Below are 19,672 nucleotides of genomic sequence, written 5' to 3'. Positions count from 1 at the left end.
CTTGCAAAAACAAGACATGGTAATTATTGGTTTTAATGGTTGGGTTATTTTGTTACTTCGAATCTAATGAAAATTGTTTTTATAGGATTGCCCTCACGAAATTATCTTTTTGAAATGGGTTTGTGCTTTTACCCTTGAGCTGGGATTTGAATACTCTGACACTTGCCTGCCAAAGCAGAAGGGGTGGGCCTGCACGTTCTTTTGGACAGATGTTGAAGTGTTTATGGTAGTTTTCTTCCGTTGCTTTATGGGTCAGCCTTAGTTGGCAGTCGGGCTTGAGCCAAGGCAATCGATTTTTAAAGAAGCCGTAATTCAAGTTACCTGTATTTAGCTAAAATTCATGCCGATCATAAAGCCTGAAGGTGGCGTAGTAAACGATTGATCACCATTTCTTAAATCATCCCGCGGTGGAAAGAACGCTTGTATTTTATTTATTATCGGAATTCTGTCTCAATGCACTCGTTTTCATATCGGCATACCTAGGATCTGGAATATAATCTTGTTTTTTCATTTTTATGACCTCTATGCTCAAGAAACCAAATTCGCTAACCACTTTTCCATAAAAGCGATAAATACCTCTTCCTCTAAAGAAATATTTAGCGGCTATCGGAGGAAAAAGAACGGTGTCAAATACTTCCCCGTGTTGATCTACCAAGGTGGCAAAATTCATACGGGTTCCCTGATGGGTCCTAGTATTTTTTACGGTCACAAGATATCCGTAAATATCAATATTCTTGCCCAGATAGGCTTCCAGGTCCCTTTTGCCATTGTCGTTGCTGGGCGGCTCCGCCAAAATATTGAACGGACTGCAAAGGGTAAAGCCCATTAGTTCCAATTGTGTAAAGGCCATTTCCAAATCGGTGGCGTATAATTTAGGGATTTCAAAGTGTTGGTGGGAAGCATTAAATAATTTAGGGTGGTCCAATTTGGTGTTTTTGGATAGTGAAAGATGAGCTTGCCATAACAGTTCGTGTTTATTTACCCCTGTAAATGCAAAGGCGTCTATTCTGATAAGGATACTCAATTGCTCTATGGATATGTAGACTCTATCCAAAAAATTGGTCAAGGATAAAAATGGACCATTGGTTGTCCTTTCGGTTATAATGCGCTCTACCACTTTTCCTTCCAAATCCCTCAGGTACATGTACCCCAAGTATATTTCTTTCCCATAAATGCAATTGCCCATAAAGCTTTTGTTTATACAGGGAGAATGAATTTCGGCCCCTAACATGCGTGCTTCGTGTATATAGAATTCGGCACTATAGAAACCACCTCCATTGTTAAGTACGGCTACCATATATTCAAAAGGGTAGTACGCCTTTAGGAATAAGGTCTGATAACTTTCAACGGCATAGGAGGCAGAATGCCCTTTGGCGAAGGCGTATCCGGCAAAACTCGCAACTTGGTCCCATATTTCGAAAATTAGCGTATCCTTATACCCCTTATTTCTACAATTATCCACAAACTTGTCCTTCACCTTTTGGAATTCCTCCCTGGAACGAAACTTACCGCTCATACCTCGCCTAAGAACATCGGCCTCTCCAAGGGTTAGATCGGCAAAATAGTGGGCTACCTTAATTACATCCTCCTGATACACCATTACACCATAGGTTTCCGGCATAATGGACAACATCACCGGATGTGCCCTTTCCTTGGCACGTTGTGGATCCCGATGGCGCAATATGTACTCCCGCATCATACCACTTTTGGCCACTCCGGGGCGTATTATGGAACTGGCGGCTACCAACCCCAAATAATTATCCACCTCCAGTTTCTTTAACAACATTCGCATTGCTGGGGATTCAACATAAAAGCAGCCCATACATTGGGCGCTTTTGACCATTTTGTTGATATTGGGATCATTTTTAAACTGGGCAACATCATGTATGTCTATGCTGCTAATTTCTTCAGGTTGATTATAAGCTATGATTTCCAAGGTCTCTTCAATTTTCGCTAGACCGCGTTGGGATAGGATGTCGAACTTAAAGAGGCCAACATCTTCTGCTATCACCATATCAAATTGCGTAGTAGGATAACCTTTGGGGGGCAGGTGGGTGGCAGAAAAATAATGAATGGGTTTTTGGGTTATGAGGATGCCTCCGGCATGGATACTTAAATAATTGGGCATCCCTTTTAACAATTGTCCGTACTTAATGACCAATAGGGCAACCTTGTCCAATTCCGAAACATTGAATTTTCTATCGCAAAGAACATCTATTTCCTCTTTGGGTAGACCAAACACCTTGCCGAGTTCCCGTACAACCCCTTTTTCCTGAAAGGTAACATAGGTTCCCAAGAGTGAAACGTTGGGGAAGCGGTCAAAAATATATTGGGTCATGGCCTCTCTATCCTTCCATGAAAAGTCTATATCAAAATCTGGAGGGTTTACACGGTATAGATTAATAAAACGCTCAAAATACAAGTCCAATTCAATGGGGTCTACATCGGTTATGTGTAGTAAATAGGCTACTATACTATTGGCTCCACTTCCCCGTCCTACATAAAAAAAGCCTTGTTTTCTGGCATGGGAAACTATATCCCAATTAATTAAAAAGTAGGATACAAATCCCATTTTCTTTATCAAGTCCAATTCCTTTTGGAGACGATCCAGAATTACCTTATCTATTTTGATGTGTTTGTATCTTTCTGGTAATCCTTTTTGACACAATTCTTCCAACAGGGCCTCGTCCTTTTTAGCGTCACCTAGATATGTAACAAGATTTTGGGGTTTTCTGTCTTCGGAGAAATCAAAATAAATATTGCAGGACCCCATTAATCGCTCGGTGTTTTCCAATATAAATCGATATTCGGAAAAAGCGGATAACAGGTCATCCAAGGGAAGCATTTTCTCATCAGAATCGGCTTCCTCACTTTGGGACAATTTACTCAGGAGGATGTTGTTGTCTATAGCGCGAAGTAGCCGGTGGGCATTGAAGTCGCGTTTATTCCTGAAAGTAACAGCTTGTTGAACCACCAATTTATCCTTATAATCCAATATTTTGGTAAAGGGCAACCTCCTTAGATCTTTAGTGGAAATGCCTATATACTCGTGTTCCAAAAAAGAATCCTGTTTATTCTGTAATACTTTTTCGAACGGATATATTACACACGCATCATTAAAAACAGGAGCTCGGGATTCGATCTTTTTATTATGATGCAAATGTTTGGACAGAAAATTGTTCAACTCTTGGTAGCCATTGTTGTTTTTGGCCAAACCAACAAAACAGGGATCTACCCCGTTTCTAAAGTCGATTCCAACAATAGGCTTAATGCCCTTTTCCTGTGCCTTTCTTACAAAGTTCAATCCTGCCGAGGTGTTGTTGATATCGGTAAGCGCCAAATGCTGTACCTGATTTTTTTCGGCCAATTCCAAGAGTTCCACCTCGGATATAGTTCCGTAGCGAAGGCTGTAATATGTATGGCAGTTTAGGTACATATTTTGACGTTGGGATAAAAGTCACAATATTGGACGTCGGAAAAAGGATTATACTTGAAATTTAATTCAAATACCCTGCTATTTATGTCTTTAAAAATATAATGGGCTTACCGCGAATGTAACATGGGCAATTAACAATAAAATTAAGCTTGTGAATCCGTTTAATTCCTAATGTTAAAGATAAGGTTTATTGAACCATTTTGTCTTTTGCTTATGACTTTTAACTCCCTTTTGGGCCTAACCAAATGGCTTTGGATTAATGTTGAACATATAGAGAAAAAGTCGGGGTCCACTGCTTCTTGGGATAGTGGAAAACCAATAGCTTATATTAAATTAGTTCCGTTTGCTCCGGTTTTCCCATTTAAGATCTTGAAGTATGGAGCTTTTTATTCCTATGAAGAAATACCAACGTTTATAGGTACCAAAGGGTGTCCAGTTAAAGTTCATCCTAAAACTTTTAAGGTCCCTCTCGAACCGCAATTGGGTAAGGGTAAATCCTTTGTTTTTGAAATCGTAACCGGAAGAACCGCCAATTTTCCATCTCGGGGAAAGTTGAATGTTCCCGGAAAACATTAAGGAGTGGCTTCCAATGGTATTTTGCCTATTGGAATTACTGTAATTAACTGCATATGCCAGTCTAAGGTCCCATGGCAATTTTGTGCCATAAACAGGATTTTCCACGTCTTCGGAATCCTTGTCCCTTTCGTCTTCCGGTCTATTTTCGTTAAAGTCGTTGGCCCGTCCAAACAGATCGTCATCCCTACCACCGCTTGCCGCTACATAGTCATATTCATCTTTATTGTCCTCTTTTTTTTCATCTTTCTTTTTTCCAAAAGTCTCACTACTAAGCGAGTAGCTAAGATTGGCCCTGGCAGTTGTAAGCCTAAATAAGCTACCACCGTTGTCCACATTGAAGGTGTTTATTCGCGTTCCGTTGTTATCTATGGCATAGGGGTCCAAGCTGGCACCAAAGTTAATGGCCATTTTATTGTTGAGGATGTTGGTTCCGCCACTAAGGTTCAATGGACTTAACTTTAATGAATCTGCTTCAAAATTATAACCGGTAGACAGGTTGAGATTACTTAAGAGCGATATTTTTTTTGGTTTGGTAGCCGTGGAATCCTTGTCGCGCACCTTAGCCTCAAATTGGTTGCCCAGGGAAAAACTCATTGAACTGGACTTGTTAAGACCGGGTGCACCATTCAGGGTACCTTCGAATCTACTATATAATTCCAATTCATCATCGGCACCAATATAACTGTCATAATACTGATCGAATGAGGGGGTATAACCATAGCTCACAGATGGTCTCATTACGTGCCGGATGGCTTGAATTTTTTTATCCTCCCCAAAGTTTACCAAGCCGTATAAAGTGGTCCCGATACTGGCACTAAAATTATAGGTGCCATAGCGGTCAAATCCGCTAATGGTATCCGTAACTACTTCTCTTTTGGTAACCGTGTCATAGCCTCTCTCATACGTTTCAATGGCCCAAACGTCTTCATAGGAACCACCTACACTTACACTAAAGTGTTTGGCTACCTTGAAATTGGTACTTAGGGGAATGGAGTTTCTAGCACCAAAACGAGAATTTTCGAACATTCTACTGGTCAAGAAATCATCTTCCGTAGTAGAAATACTATTTCTTGCATTTAGATTGTATTGAAAGTTTACATTTTGAATGATGCCTTTTTTTATGCCTTCGCGTGGCGCGAAAGGAAATATTCGTTCCATACTGGCTTGCAAGGTAGGCAAGGTAACGTCCACTACCCCAGTATTTGTATTTTGGTTGTGCGTGGCCGTTAAGCTAAGGTTTACGGACGGATATTCCGGGAAGGTCTTGGAGTAGGAAATAGAGGATGATAGATTGTTTACCTGGGTGTTGGGCAGGTTCTGTTGTAACAGGGAATTCCTATAATAAGAACTACTCCCTAGGTTTACCGAGGCTTGAAACCTGGAATTTGGATTGCTTTTGGCATCCTGGGCATGCGAAACTTGGATATTGTATATGGTGGACCTACTGTAGTCGCTAAATCCTTTTTGACTCGTAACCAAGTTTTCATATCTAAAATTAATATTCCCTCTATACTTATATCTTTTACTGTATACGGATTGGGTTCTAAATCCATAACTGCCATTGGCATAAAGATCTCCGGTAAGGGTAAGATCTACATAATCGTTTATAGGAACATAGTACCCTCCGTTCTGTAAAAAATATCCTCTAGTAGGGTCGCTTCCAAAAGTAGGCATCATTACTCCCGCAGTTCTGCCAACTGTCAAGGGAAAATAGGCAAATGGAAGTGCTACGGGGGTAGGCACGTCGGCTATATAAAGGTTGCTGAACCCTGCAATTACCTTTTTTTGAGGTACGAATTTGGCCTTTTTTACGCGGATGTAGTAATCAGGATTTACGGTGTCCTTAGAAGTGGTTAACTTGCCTTCACTAAGGAAATAAACGGAATCGTTTTCTTTTTTGGTAATCTGGGCATAGACCTTCATTGCATCACTGCCCAACTGGCCCAAACCAGCCTGCTGTTCCGTTCTGGAGTTCCATATAATAGCCTTTTGGGTGTCGAAATTAAACCGTATAGAGTCTGGAATAACTTCATTTGTCCCCTGTTTAAAAAACGGTAATTGTGTATAATTCCCCAGAGAATCCTTTAAGCGACCTGCATAGACTTCATTTTTTACGTAGTCCATTATAATAATACCAGCCTTTAATTCGGTGTCTTGGTAATAGAGTTCAGCCTCGTTGTAAAGGTATATTTTTTGATCTTTTTGACTCATCTTCACATAATCCTTGGCTTTGTATTTTATTTTGTCCAGGAGAAGTGGTTTTTTACCGTTTAAAGAGTCTACTTTTGTGCTGTCCGTCAGAACCGTATCCTGCAATTTAGGATCCGGCATAAGGGGAGCTTTTATAGTGTCCCTAAAAGCAACAATAGGCAGGGACTTAATTTGGTCTTCTTGGGCAGATGCAGTAAAGGCACCATATAATAGGAGCAATAGGAAAAGTACATGATGTTTATTTGATTGCAAAGCTATATATCCTATTTTTGTAACAGTTTAGCTACATTTTGGGTTCAAACTTACATATATTTTTTGTTCCGCTTGTAGGGTATTGCCATAAATTTAACCTAATTAAAAGATCAAATTATCTTTAGTTATATGAATATGAAACGCTTTTATATTATTCCCTTTATAATTTTAACATTTTTCCTGACTTCTTTCAGTATAAATATGACATCAGATGACAATGACGGAAAATTTGTCGTGGTATTGGATGCAGGTCATGGAGGACATGATCCTGGTAATTTGGGGAATGGATATTTGGAAAAAAATATAGCTTTGAAGATTGTTCTCAAAGTAGGGGAGATTTTGGAAAGGAATCCCAATATAAAGGTCATTTATACCCGTAAGGACGATACCTTTGTGGATTTGTACCGTAGGGGTGAAATAGCCAACAAGGCCAACGCGGATTTATTTGTTTCCGTACATTGTGATTCCCATAGTTCCGATGCCCATGGTGCAGGCACTTTTGTATTGGGGTTACACGCCAATAAACAAAACTTTGAAATAGCAAAAAAGGAAAACTCGGTAATATATTTGGAGGATAATTATGAAAGTAGATATGCCGCCTACGATATTAATTCCCCGGAATCCATCATTGGTCTTACCATTATGCAAGAAGAGTTTCTGGATCAAAGTATCAATCTTGCAAAATTGATGCAGGATAATTTTTCCAATAAGTTAAAGAGAACCGATCGAAAGGTGAAGCAAGCTGGCTTTATTGTACTTCACCAGACCTTTATGCCCAGTGTTTTGGTAGAAACCGGATTTTTAACCAACAAGGTTGAAGGCGCCTATTTAAATTCTACCAAGGGGCATAACGAAATGGGCAAGGCCATTGCAGATGCCATTCTGACTTATAAAGGTGAGATGATATCGGGTGCCGAGGAGATAGCTCTGAACAATACTCCTGTTGCCACAGAACCAAAGCAGGAGGAGATTGAGAAATCAGAGCCCAATACTGGGGGGAAGAAATCTGAACAACTTGTTCTGGAACAAAAACCTGTCAAGAATATACCCAAGACAGTGCTGGTGGTAAAGAATGAAACGGATAATACTACCAAGGAATTAGTTAAAGAGCCTATTGGGAAAGAAGAGCCTAAAGTAGTTGAAAAGGAACCCAAGAAATCTGAAAACATTATTTTTAAGGTTCAAATTTTTGCCAGCTCAAAAAATATTCCATTGGATTCCGAGAACTTTAAGGGGTTGAATACCTTGTCCAAAGAGCCTTATAAGAATTTATATCGTTACATGTACGGCAATACGGATTCCCATTTTCAAGCCACCCTTTTAAAGAGCAACGCAGACGCCAAAGGGTACAATACATCTTATATAGTAGCCTATAAGGATGGTGTTCGTATTTCGGAAACTGAAGCGCTTAAATACGTTTCGGAATAATAGTCACTCTTCTAAAAATTATTTCTAATTTTGTTAGGAACTGAAAATAAAAGCTTTTGAAAATATCTAGGGAAATAAAAACGGGTATTATAGTCTTAGGGGGTATCCTTTTGTTCATACTTGGTTTTAGTTATTTAAAATCCACACCTCTTTTCGATAATAGCAAAACGTTCTATGCCGTATATCAGCATGTGGGAGGGTTGCAATCCGGTACACAGGTTACCATCAACGGCTTCTCCGTAGGGAAGGTTAATGATATTAAATTCAATGATACATCTGGGAATCTATTGGTAACCTTTACGGTAGACAACGGCTTCACTTTTTCCAAAAATAGTAGTGCGGAATTATATGATACCGGCATTATTGGAGGTAAGGGAATACAGATAAAACCCGTTTTTGATGATGCCGAAATGGCAAAATCGGGAGATACCCTCCCTTCCAGTACCAGACCTGGACTTACGGAATTGGTACAGCAACGTTTAACTCCCTTGCAAATGAAAGTGGAAGGTGCGGTAACCAATGCCGACTCGTTGTTGATGAACGTTAATGATATTCTGGACCTAAAGACTAGAAAGGATTTAAGGGAAAGTATAGCAGGATTGAACCAATTGGTAAGAAGTTTTCAGGGAAGCGCTAATTCCCTAAACCAAATTCTAACGGATAACAAGGATGATCTGGACAAGTCAATCACTAATTTAGGGGTCATCACCGATAATTTTAGCAAACTTTCAGATACATTGGCCAACGCCGGACTGGGCGAGACTATAAAAGGTTTGCAATCTACCATGGGGAAAATCAATGATATGATGGGGAAAATTGAAGAAGGAGAGGGTTCATTGGGTAAATTGGTTAATGACAAAGAACTTTACAACAATTTAGCCGACGCCTCCAGGGAACTGGATTTACTATTACAGGATTTTCGCCTAAATCCCAAACGTTATGTAAATGTTTCCGTTTTTGGTAAAAAACAAATTGATTACACCATTCCTGAAGAAGACCCGGCCGACAAATAGAGAACCACATTATGGAATATATTCCGAATATTATTTTTGCAATTATACTTTTTGCGGGAATTGGATTTTTTGCAAAAAATATTAAAAAGCTCTCCCGAAATATAAAATTGGGTAAAGCTGTCGACACCAGTGATAACAAACCCCAAAGGTGGAACAATATGTTCAGGATTGCACTGGGCCAGACTAAAATGGTAGTACGTCCTATTCCCGGGATTCTTCACCTTATTGTCTATCTAGGTTTTGTTATTATTAATATCGAGGTCCTCGAAATTATTATGGATGGTCTTCTAGGTACCCATAGGATATTTGCCTTTTTGGGTGGATTTTACAGTTTTCTAATTGGATCTTTCGAAATACTGGCCTTGTTGGTCATTGTTGCGGTGGTTGTTTTTTGGATTCGCAGGAATCTGATCAAGTTAAAGAGATTCCTGAATCCGGAGATGAAAGGGTGGCCAAAAAAAGATGGAAATATGATTCTTTACATAGAATTGGTGCTGATGATACTTTTTTTGACCATGAATGCCGCTGATTATCAATTACAACAAATGAACGTGGCCCATTATACCAAGGCAGGGGCTTTTCCCATTAGCCAATTTATAGCCCCCTTATTTCAAGATATGTCGACATCCTCTATCATTTTGATAGAAAGGTCGGCATGGTGGTTACATATTGTTGGTATTTTAATGTTCCTGAATTATTTATATTATTCCAAGCATTTACATATTTTGTTGGCATTTCCAAACACTTATTTTGGAAGGCTAAAACCCAAGGGGCAGTTCGAAAATTTGGAGGCAGTTACCAAGGAAGTCAAACTAATGATGGATCCGAGTGCCGATCCATTCGCCGCTCCTGATGAGAATGCACCCGTACCTGAAAAATTTGGAGCTTCGGATGTTATGGACCTTAAATGGGTGCAATTGCTGAATGCCTATACCTGTACGGAATGTGGTAGATGTACTAGTGAATGTCCGGCCAACCAAACGGGTAAAAAGTTATCCCCTCGTAAAATTATGATGGATACCAGGGATAGGTTGGAAGAAGTTGGCAAGAATATTGATGCCAATAAGGGAGAATTCGTTGCAGATGGTAAACAGTTGTTGGGAGACTATATAACCCATGAGGAACTTTGGGCATGTACCTCGTGTAATGCTTGTGTAGAGGCCTGTCCCGTTAGTATTGATCCTTTGTCCATTATTATGGATATGAGACAATATTTGGTGATGGAGCAATCTGCCGCACCATCGGACTTAAACAATATGATGGGAAATATTGAAAATAATGGTGCACCTTGGCCGTTCAACCAAATGGATAGGCTTAACTGGTCCAAGGAATCATAAAGAAATTACCGTAAACATGGAAAATGAATTGAAAGTACCCACAATGGCAGAACTTTTTGCCGCAGGCCAGCAACCAGAAGTGTTGTTCTGGGTAGGCTGTGCAGGAAGTTTTGATGATCGTGCAAAAAAAATTACCAAAGCCTTTGTCAAGATTTTGAACAAGGCGAATGTTAGTTTTGCCGTTTTGGGTACCGAAGAGAGCTGTACGGGAGATCCTGCAAAAAGGGCAGGGAATGAATTTTTGTTTCAGATGCAGGCCGTGACCAATATTGAGGTTTTAAATGCCTACGAAGTAAAAAAAGTAGTAACGGCTTGTCCGCATTGTTTTAATACCTTGAAAAATGAATATCCCGGCCTTGGCGGTAATTATGAGGTGGTACATCATACCCAATTCCTAAAACAGTTGTTGGAGGATGGTCGCATTAGTATGGAAGGTGGTCAGTTTAAAGGAAAAAGGATAACATTTCATGATCCTTGTTATTTGGGAAGGGCCAATAATGTGTATGAGGCTCCACGCGATTTAATTCGCAAGCTGGATGCAGAATTGGTGGAGATGAAAAATTGTAAAAAGCGAGGATTGTGTTGTGGGGCTGGAGGGGCACAAATGTTCAAGGAGCCCGAAAAAGGAAGTAAGGATGTTAATATAGAACGCACGGAACAGGCCCTGGACATTAAGCCGGAAATAATAGCTGCTGGTTGTCCTTTTTGCAACACCATGTTGACCGATGGAGTGAAAAATAAGGAAAAGGAATCCTCCGTGGCGGTAATGGATATTGCCGAGTTGATTGCCAGTGCAGAGGATTTGTAAATTTGTCACAACAATAATCATGATATTCTCGTTTGGCTTTGAATGGTTTAAGTGGAATATTAAAATAGTAGTAAATAACCAATTTTTAGGATTAGACAGACCAAGATTAAGACCAGGTAGAATAAAACCGAACGAATACTAAATAATTGAATCGTTTGGGTGAACATTAAAAATTTAATAAATGCTCGTAGAATTTAATACATTACCGGATGAATCTAGAGTTTGGATCTTTCAAGCCAGTAGAAGTTTTTCTGAGGAAGAATTACAGCAGCTAAGGCAGGAACTGGATGCCTTTATTGCAGATTGGACTGCACATGGCAGCGAATTGCGTGCTGGCTATGAAATTAGATATAACAGGTTTATCATCCTTGCCCTAGATCAAACCCTCAATGCTGCTACAGGATGTTCCATAGATGCTTCGGTACGCTTTATTCAACAGTTGGAACAAAAGTATAAGGTAGAACTGTTGGACAAGATGAACGTTTCTTATAAACAGGGCGATTTTGTAGCTTACAAGCCCTTGGTCGACTTCAAAAAAATGGCCAAGCAGAAAGCCGTTTCCAAAAATACCATTGTCTTTAATAATTTGGTAACCAATAAGCACGAATACCAGAATCATTGGGAGGTGCCTGCGGAAGAAAGCTGGCATGGTCGCTTTATGTAGGCTTCACCGATTGAAAATACAACTAAACCATTGGTTTGGGTTGTTTTTCGAATAAGTATAATAATTCAAATAATTCATAGTTACCATCAAAGATGGATCTTTTTATGCGCATTAATTACCTAGTATTACTTTTCATATTATCAATTTACACAGTTCATGGTCAAATAAACCCTTTGGTGACCGTGGATACTTTGGCCCAAAAAAACTGGGTGGAGACTACCTATAGTCAAATGTCCCTGGATGAAAGATTGGGACAGTTGTTTATGGTAATGGTTACTTCGGACCAGGATAAGGCCAGTACGGAACGAACAAAAAAGTTGATTAAGGAACATCATATTGGGGGGGTTATTTTTTCTACGGGCGGTCCTGTTCGTCAGGCACAATTGACCAACGATTTTCAAAGGAATTCCAAAGTTCCGTTAATGATAGGGATGGATGCCGAATGGGGTCTGGCAATGAGATTGGATTCTACCTATGCCTTCCCTTGGAATATGACCCTAGGAGCTATTAAGGATAATGCCATAGTGGAAAAAGTAGGGCACCGGATAGGCGAACACGCAAAAAGATTGGGAGTGCATATTAATTTTGCCCCTGACATAGATATCAATATTAATCCTCAAAATCCAATAATTGGAAATCGCTCATTTGGAGAGGATCGCGAAAATGTGGCGCAAAAAGGAATTGCCTACATGAGAGGTATGGAAAAGGCCGGAGTTTTGTCGAGTGGAAAGCATTTTCCAGGACATGGCGATACCGCTGTTGATTCGCACAAAGCTTTGCCGGTAATCGATTTTACAAGGGAGCGTTTGGACAGTATTGAGCTTTATCCCTATAGAAAATTGATCAAGGAAGGTCTAAGTAGCGTTATGGTGGCTCATTTAAGCGTACCAAGCCTAGAAATAAAGGAAGGCCATCCTTCTTCCTTATCCGAGCAGATTATTGGAGATGTATTACAGGAGCAACTAAACTTTAAGGGATTGGTATTTACCGATGCGCTAAATATGAAAGGTGTATCCAATTTTGCCAAAGAAGGTGAGGTGGAACTATCCGCGTTTTTGGCAGGGAATGATATTCTGTTAATGCCTTTGGATGTTGCCAAGGCCAAGGTGAAACTTTTGGAAGCCTATAATAAAGGTAGGATTACCGAAAATAGGCTTGCCACTTCCGTAAAGAAGATTCTGATGGCAAAATATAAGGTGGGTCTTAACGCCTATAAACCTATAGATACCAAAAATCTTTATGAAGAATTAAATTCTTTGGAGGATGATATTTTGTATGAGGAAGCTATAGAGAATGCCATTACCGTAGTTAAAAACGACTTTTCATTGATGGCGATCAAAAAGTTGGAAAATAAGAAAATTGCCTATGTAAAGTTTGGGGATGCTGAAAGTGACCCCTTTCTGAGGGAATTGAACAAATATGCTACTGTAACACAGATTAATGGCAAGGATATAACCACTTTAAAGCAGAAGCTTAGTGAGTACAATTTAGTGATCATAGGCTTGCACAAGAGTAATGAAAGCCCGTGGAAAGCTTATAAATTTAATAAGAATGAACTTACATGGTTAGGGGAAATAGCGAAAGAGCGCACCTCCAATCTTATTCTGGCCGTATTTGCAAAACCCTATGCTCTATTGGAGGTGCCCTCTTTTGACAGCATCGACGCCGTGATCTTGGGGTACCAAAATAGTGAATTGGCCCAGGAAAAAACAGCACAGGTAATTTTTGGGGCACTTCCCGCAAAAGGGATTTTGCCAGTTACCTCCCACAGAGACTTTCCTGTTAATACAACTATTCCTTTGGAGTCCCTGATGCGTTTGGGATATAGTTTTCCGGAGAGGGTTGGAATAAGTTCCAGTAAATTGGCCAAAGTGGATGAAATGGTTAAAAATGGGATTGATTCCTTGATGTTTCCAGGAGCACAGATCGTTGTTGCTAGGAAGGGAAAAGTAGTCTACAATAAAGGGTTCGGAAAGCCAACCTACGATTCCGAAGAAAAAATAACACCAGACCATATTTATGATTTGGCATCCATTACCAAGATATTGGCAACCTTGCCTATGGTAATGAAGATGGAAGAGGAGGGTAAAATTGCCTTGGATAATACCTTTGAGGAACTTATACCGGACTATTCGGATACCGAGTTGAAAAATGTGACAGTTCTAAAGGCATTATCCCATTATGGAAGATTGCCCGCATGGATTGCCTTTTACATCAATACCCTGGACGAGAAGAGAAAACCTTCCAATCAGTTTTATAGGTCTCAACCAACAAATGGTTTTTCTGTTAAGGTGGCCGATCAGTTATTCATATCCGATATGTACAAGGATTCTATTTACAATCGGATTGGTAGACAGCACCTAAAGTCCAATAGATATCGCTATAGCGACATAGCATACTACGTAATGAAAAAGTATATAGAGGACACGTACAAAAAGAGATTGGATAGTTTGGCCGATGAGTTTTTGTATAAGCCCATAGGTGCTACACATACCAGTTTTAATCCATTGGACAGATTTTTAAAGGGGGATATAGTTCCTTCAGAGGAAGATAATTACTATAGATATCAGACGGTACAGGGTTATGTGCATGATATGGGGGCCGCCATGCAAGGGGGAGTAGGGGGGCATGCCGGACTTTTTAGTAATGCCAATGATGTTGCCAAGATAATGCAGATGTATCTTCAAAATGGCTTTTACGGAGGACAACAGTTCTTGGAAGCCAGAACGATCAAGAAGTTTAATACCTGCTACTTTTGTGATAGAAATGTAAGACGTGGTATAGGTTTCGATAAACCGGAACCAAATGGCGGCGGCCCAGCCTGCAGTTTGGTTTCAAGGAAAAGTTTCGGACATAGTGGATTTACAGGTACCTATACCTGGGCCGATCCCGAAAAGGATTTGGTATATGTTTTTTTGTCCAACCGGACCTATCCATCGGCTTCCAATACCCTTTTAGTTAAATCTGGGTTAAGAACAAGGATTCAGAAGGCCATTTATGAATCGATTATAAATTAAACCTTTACTTTGTAAAAATTTAAGCCAGGGTTTATGGGAAGAATTTATGATTTTGTTTTAGTAATTCTGAAATTATATCCATTTTCCTTCGACTATTTTTTTAGGGCCCAAATTTATGGGACCCTTGAGGCATGGCCAGTATGTGCAACCTCTAAATGAATTAAAAATAAACAGATGAAAATAGCAATAGTATGTTATCCTACTTTTGGAGGTAGCGGGGTGGTGGCAACGGAATTGGGAATTGCCTTGGCTAATAGAGGACACGAAGTTCATTTTATTACTTATCGTCAACCGGTTCGTTTGGAGTTGCTGAGCAATAAGATATACTTTCATGAGGTACATGTACCAGAGTATCCCCTATTCCATTACCAGCCCTATGAATTGGCCCTTTCCAGTAAATTGGTAGATACTATTAAATTGTTTGGAATTGAGTTATTGCATGTTCATTATGCTATACCTCATGCTTATGCTGGCTATATGGCCAAGAAGATGTTGGAGGAGGAGGGTATTTATATTCCAATGGTTACCACCTTGCACGGTACGGATATAACTTTGGTAGGCAAGCACCCCTTTTATAGACCTGCTGTAAATTTTAGCATCAATCAATCCGATGTGGTTACTTCGGTTTCCCAAAACCTCAAGGAAAGCACCTTGGAGTTGTTCGATATAAAAAATGAAATAGAGGTTATCCCTAATTTTATAGATAAACGGAAATACAGTACGAACTTTACGGACTGTCAGCGTTCCTTGATGGCCTCTGAGGATGAAAAAATTATTACCCACATTAGTAATTTTAGAAAGGTTAAGCGTATTCCTGATGTGATACAAATTTTCAATAAGATTCAAAAACAGATTCCGGCCAAGTTGATCATGGTCGGGGAGGGGCCTGAAAAAGAAGGCGCCGAACGTTTGTGCGAGGAGCTTGGAATTGCCAATAAGGTGATCTTTCTGGGCAATAGTAACGAGATAGATAGAATTTTATGTTTTTCAGATCTTTTTCTTTTACCGTCGCAGACAGAAAGTTTTGGACTTGCCGCTTTGGAGGCAATGATCAATAGAGTGGCCATTATTTCTAGCAATACGGGTGGTATCCCGGAAGTTAACCGTCAAGGAGTTACTGGTTATTTAAGCGATGTAGGCAATGTGGATGAGATGGCCGAAAATGCGATCAAGATATTGAGTGATGACCAAACTTTGGAAAGGTTTAAAAACAATGCAGCAAAGGCGGCAATGGATTTTGATATCATGAAGGTGTTGCCACTATATGAGGCAATATATGAAAAAGCCCTTTTGGCGAGACACGAAAGTTTACAGCAGAATTAATGCGATTAGCACTACTATTATTATGTTTTTTGGGAGTTTCTTGTTCTGGCCAACAAGGTGTGCCTAAAAATGATGTGGATAGTTCCTTGCTAAACTCTGAGGAACTCCATCTGGTATTGGCGGATAATTATAGTGGAGTGGAAAAATCGGAATTTCAAGTGATAAGGGATTCAAAGACATTAAAGAATTTTTTCCTTCGGATAAACAGGACTAGAAAGCCAGGTCTTCCCATTCCGGAAGTGGATTTTAGCAAGTCGCTACTCTTGATATATTGTGCAGGAACTACTATGGGTGTCGGGGGAGCAGAGTTGCTACTTGTTAAAGATACCCAGGATAGCATTGTAGTTGGACCAAAGAAGTTAGCACCTTCCAAGAAGGAAATCACCAATGTAACCACCACGCCTTTTAGCATTTATAAAATGCCCCTAACCCTTAAAGAAATTAGTTTCCAACAATTAAAGTTGGGGCTATAGATTCCTGTCGTCTATTAGTAACGGTAATTGAAAATGTTTTAAGCATTTTAATTGATCCTAGGTGCATATATTTTTACTCCGGTGATATTGCAAGCCCGTTCCGTCCGTTAAAATACCGTTTTCTTGGATAAAAAATTATTGGGATTTCGAAATCGTAATTACAGGTTTTGTAGGAAACCGCTTAACGATTTTTAAGGCTTTTTGTAGAATTTAAATGGTCTCCATTTAACATTGCCATAGCTTTGGACAAAGATTTAAAAGAATCCCAAAATTACATTGTTATGAAAACCTACGCGTTTGCTATTACTTTTTTAAGTGCCCTTACCTTTAATTTTAGTGGGGCCCAAGAATTAAAACTAACCTCTAAGGATAGTGTTGTTACCAGTTCATGGGTCTTAGGATTAGGCTATAATATTGTAGATGATTCGGCTACACCGGTGGGCGATGATTTATTTAGTATTAAAGATACATGGAATGCACTTCCCTATCCTTCATCAATTAGTATTGGTAGATTTTTTAAAAATGGACTTGGAATAAAGGCTGTTGGTTCGTACAATAAATATGATGTTGGTAAGAAGGTCGACGGAGCGATTAATACTGTTGAAAGGGATTATTACGCCATTGATGGTATGATTAGTTATGATCTTAATAAGATCATTGGTGAAACTGGCTGGTTCGATCCATTCCTTCAAGCTGGTGCCGGTTACAGTGATATAGGTACTGTGGGAAGGGCAACCGCAAATGCCGGTTTTGGATTTAATACCTGGTTCAATGATAAATGGGGATTAAACTTTAATACCATGGGCAAATGGGGAATTAAGGAAGGATCCACCAAACAGTTGCAACATTCCGCTGGAGTAGTATACAGGTTTGGAATTGAAAAGGAATTGTCCAAAAAGGGATTGGAGAAGTTGTCCTTGATTGAAGAAAACCAAAGGATATCCGATTCCATTGCTGCTGCTAAAAAGGCAGAGGAAGAAGCTAGGCTTATGGCCGAACGTTTGGCCCAAGAAAAAGAAAAGGCACGTTTGGCTGCAGAAGAGCAAGCTAGATTGGATGCAGAGAACAAGAGAAGGTCAGATTTGGAAAATAAAATCAAGGATCTTGGTAATGTTTATTTCAGTCTAAACTCTTCCTACTTGAGCAAGCCATATAAGGAATTGTTGGACAAGTTGGCCGTTCTAATGGAAGAAAATCCGGCCTTGACACTGAAAGTGGGATCACATGCCGATTCCAGAGGGGCCGAGAAATATAACCAGTGGCTTTCTGAAAAGAGGGTAAAACAAACCTTGGACTATTTGATCGGTACCAAAGGAATAAGTGCCTCAAGATTAACCGGGGAAGGTTTTGGAGAAACCCAATTAGCGAACGAATGTGACAATAACACCTACTGTCCGGAATCCAAACACAAACTAAATAGACGGTCTGAGTTTGAAGTGTTGGAATTCTAATCACTAATAATATTTATAAGCAAAATGCCCATTGCATTAGCAATGGGCATTTTTTGTTTACTGTGGTTCCTTAAACTAACATAATTTGTTCTAAAGGCTGATCTGGATATATAATCCAATTCTATATCGAGTAGAAGATAAGGTTAAATTTTTTAGAGGGGCTCTAAGCTAAAAGTTGAGATTTGAATAGTATAAATCATGTACAGTACCATTAATAGGGTCATGGTTTATTAGGATAGTATATATCTATCTATAATCTGACTCGTATGGTAATAGTCTTGAAAGAAGTTTGTTCTTTTTGGAAAAGAAATTGAAATGGTTTTTTTGAAATAAATACTAAAGAGTGATCTTAATTTGCTTATCAGAACCTTTTATGATATAGCTGTTTGTACCATTAATTTGAAAAATTTCAACATTGGCTATATTTTCAGGATTGCTGTACATGAAGTCGTAAACGTGTTTCCTTAGATGATCGAAACCTTCACTTTCAAGATTTAACCTTATCAAGTCCCCATGGATTTCCTTGGCATTCAATTGTTCAATTTTCACCTCTCTCGTCGTTTTATCAACTACATCTTTACTTGGACTAAAAGCGGATTTGATTTTTTGAATGTATAAAGGAATATGTTTGGACTTTAAATACTCTTTTAGTCTTATTTTCGCGATTTCAAAGAGCCCATAACTATTGGTAGGAAAAGATTTATTGTAGTAAATATGGTGTTCATAATTGTATATGTTATTGCTCCATCTCCGTTTATAATCCATACCGCCCACACCCATTTCAAAAACAATGTAATTGTTAGAATAACACCATTCCAATTGTTTATAAATTTCAATATGACCCAAACCAAATTTGGAATAGTCCAAGTCATAGGAAGAAATGGAGCTGAATAAAATTTTGTCCAAATGATAATTTAGTGATATTTCAATGGGTCTATTACCATGATATATTACAAACAATGATGCTTTTTTCTGGTTGATCAAGGGAAAGGTTTCCTTAGAAATAGCCTTCCATTTAGGTAGATTATTATTAGGTTCATTTATAGCCCTAAATCTGTTTACCAGCATGATTCGTAATGATTCCATCAAGGATTCGTAGTCATGTAGTGCAATTTCACCATGATACATTTTGTATTTGATGTTAAAACATGTCTCTAAGCGCCTAATACTCCTGTTTAGGTTGGTTCTAAAATTGGAATTAAATTTATTTTTCAAATACTCGGCGGCATTTGAATCGGAATTTAAAAAAATGGCATAACCCCAATTATGCTGCGTTATTTTTTTACTATTGAATAAATGCTCGTCACAAAGCTGGCAACTCATATAGCTAGGTACCAAGTTTACAGAATACACTTTGCTACCATTAATGGAACAAGTGTTTGGCTCATTAATAATAAGATTATCTGCATAACTTATACTTGAATAGAAATCTGGTATGGTTTGATTATCGAAAATAGTTGAGAAAAGCTCTAGTCTTACTTTTGCCATGAATTAAAAAAATGGAGATTGAAAGGTTTACAGAAAAATTAAGGGATATTATGGTTTTTTTACGATCTTATTTTAATTGGATTTAGTGTTAAAATTTATAGTGTCAAGACTTGAAAAATATTACAAAATTGCAATTGTTTACAACAACATAATCTTTCTAAAACGATTTGGAAATTGTAATATTATCCTTATTCC

General features: G+C 39.0%; 12 protein-coding genes. 9 read left to right on the top strand and 3 right to left on the bottom strand.

Translation table 11 applies throughout. The annotated features are described in order from the left end of the window. Positions 1 to 427 precede the first annotated feature (427 nt). Positions 428 to 3,436: a DNA polymerase III subunit alpha gene (locus B9Y87_RS06535; protein WP_085497331.1), complete on the bottom strand. Its 3,009-nt coding sequence runs from the start codon at positions 3,434 to 3,436 to the stop codon at positions 428 to 430. A 333-nt stretch (positions 3,437 to 3,769) separates the two neighbouring features. Beyond that, positions 3,770 to 6,475: a putative LPS assembly protein LptD gene (locus B9Y87_RS06530; protein WP_085497330.1), complete on the bottom strand. Its 2,706-nt coding sequence runs from the start codon at positions 6,473 to 6,475 to the stop codon at positions 3,770 to 3,772. Positions 6,476 to 6,604: 129 nt separating this feature from the next. On the opposite strand from B9Y87_RS06530, the gene B9Y87_RS06525 reads away from it, so the two are divergent. From B9Y87_RS06525 to B9Y87_RS06485, 9 genes are all read left to right on the top strand, one after another. Beyond that, complete coding sequence (locus tag B9Y87_RS06525; RefSeq protein ID WP_085497328.1) at positions 6,605 to 7,903, top strand: N-acetylmuramoyl-L-alanine amidase family protein; 1,299 nt, start codon at positions 6,605 to 6,607, stop codon at positions 7,901 to 7,903. Positions 7,904 to 7,959: 56 nt separating this feature from the next. After that, complete coding sequence (locus B9Y87_RS06520) at positions 7,960 to 8,916, top strand: MlaD family protein (RefSeq protein ID WP_085497326.1); 957 nt, start codon at positions 7,960 to 7,962, stop codon at positions 8,914 to 8,916. An 11-nt stretch (positions 8,917 to 8,927) separates the two neighbouring features. Beyond that, on the top strand, positions 8,928 to 10,253 hold the full coding sequence (locus tag B9Y87_RS06515; protein ID WP_085497324.1) for a 4Fe-4S dicluster domain-containing protein: 1,326 nt from the start codon (positions 8,928 to 8,930) through the stop codon (positions 10,251 to 10,253). Between the two features lie 16 nt (positions 10,254 to 10,269). Further along, complete coding sequence (locus B9Y87_RS06510) at positions 10,270 to 11,061, top strand: (Fe-S)-binding protein (protein ID WP_085497322.1); 792 nt, start codon at positions 10,270 to 10,272, stop codon at positions 11,059 to 11,061. Between the two features lie 181 nt (positions 11,062 to 11,242). Next, positions 11,243 to 11,725 (top strand): ABC transporter ATPase, encoded by a 483-nt coding sequence (locus B9Y87_RS06505; protein ID WP_085497320.1) that lies wholly within the window; start codon positions 11,243 to 11,245, stop codon positions 11,723 to 11,725. A gap of 104 nt (positions 11,726 to 11,829) precedes the next feature. Further along, a complete protein-coding gene (locus tag B9Y87_RS06500) occupies positions 11,830 to 14,742 on the top strand; it encodes a serine hydrolase domain-containing protein (RefSeq protein ID WP_085497576.1) in 2,913 nt (970 codons plus the stop codon). Between the two features lie 174 nt (positions 14,743 to 14,916). Further along, on the top strand, positions 14,917 to 16,065 hold the full coding sequence (gene bshA, locus B9Y87_RS06495; RefSeq protein ID WP_085497318.1) for an N-acetyl-alpha-D-glucosaminyl L-malate synthase BshA: 1,149 nt from the start codon (positions 14,917 to 14,919) through the stop codon (positions 16,063 to 16,065). Beyond that, positions 16,065 to 16,538: a hypothetical protein gene (locus tag B9Y87_RS06490; protein ID WP_085497316.1), complete on the top strand. Its 474-nt coding sequence runs from the start codon at positions 16,065 to 16,067 to the stop codon at positions 16,536 to 16,538. The genes bshA and B9Y87_RS06490 overlap by 1 nt, the downstream gene beginning before the upstream one ends. Positions 16,539 to 16,819: 281 nt before the next feature. Further along, positions 16,820 to 17,989, top strand: a complete 1,170-nt coding sequence (locus B9Y87_RS06485) for an OmpA family protein (protein WP_085497574.1) — start codon at positions 16,820 to 16,822, stop codon at positions 17,987 to 17,989. A 336-nt stretch (positions 17,990 to 18,325) separates the two neighbouring features. On the opposite strand, the gene B9Y87_RS06480 is transcribed toward B9Y87_RS06485, so the two are convergent. Continuing rightward, a complete protein-coding gene (locus B9Y87_RS06480; protein ID WP_085497314.1) occupies positions 18,326 to 19,477 on the bottom strand; it encodes a GNAT family N-acetyltransferase in 1,152 nt (383 codons plus the stop codon). Between the last annotated feature and the right edge of the window lie 195 nt (positions 19,478 to 19,672).

The organism is Arenibacter troitsensis (assembly GCF_900177645.1).
Taxonomy (GTDB): domain Bacteria; phylum Bacteroidota; class Bacteroidia; order Flavobacteriales; family Flavobacteriaceae; genus Arenibacter; species Arenibacter troitsensis.
This window is presented reverse-complemented; position numbering and strand designations above follow the sequence as displayed.

Excerpts from the sequence above, each read along its gene's own strand:
- B9Y87_RS06515 (WP_085497324.1), top strand. The coding sequence starts at position 8,928 with ATGGAATATATTCCGAATATTATTTTTGCAATTATACTTTTTGCGGGA.
- B9Y87_RS06535 (WP_085497331.1), bottom strand. The coding sequence starts at position 3,436 with ATGTACCTAAACTGCCATACATATTACAGCCTTCGCTACGGAACTATA.
- B9Y87_RS06480 (WP_085497314.1), bottom strand. The coding sequence starts at position 19,477 with ATGGCAAAAGTAAGACTAGAGCTTTTCTCAACTATTTTCGATAATCAA.
- B9Y87_RS06505 (WP_085497320.1), top strand. The coding sequence starts at position 11,243 with ATGCTCGTAGAATTTAATACATTACCGGATGAATCTAGAGTTTGGATC.
- B9Y87_RS06485 (WP_085497574.1), top strand. The coding sequence starts at position 16,820 with ATGAAAACCTACGCGTTTGCTATTACTTTTTTAAGTGCCCTTACCTTT.
- B9Y87_RS06510 (WP_085497322.1), top strand. The coding sequence starts at position 10,270 with ATGGAAAATGAATTGAAAGTACCCACAATGGCAGAACTTTTTGCCGCA.
- bshA (WP_085497318.1), top strand. The coding sequence starts at position 14,917 with ATGAAAATAGCAATAGTATGTTATCCTACTTTTGGAGGTAGCGGGGTG.
- B9Y87_RS06525 (WP_085497328.1), top strand. The coding sequence starts at position 6,605 with ATGAATATGAAACGCTTTTATATTATTCCCTTTATAATTTTAACATTT.
- B9Y87_RS06500 (WP_085497576.1), top strand. The coding sequence starts at position 11,830 with ATGCGCATTAATTACCTAGTATTACTTTTCATATTATCAATTTACACA.
- B9Y87_RS06490 (WP_085497316.1), top strand. The coding sequence starts at position 16,065 with ATGCGATTAGCACTACTATTATTATGTTTTTTGGGAGTTTCTTGTTCT.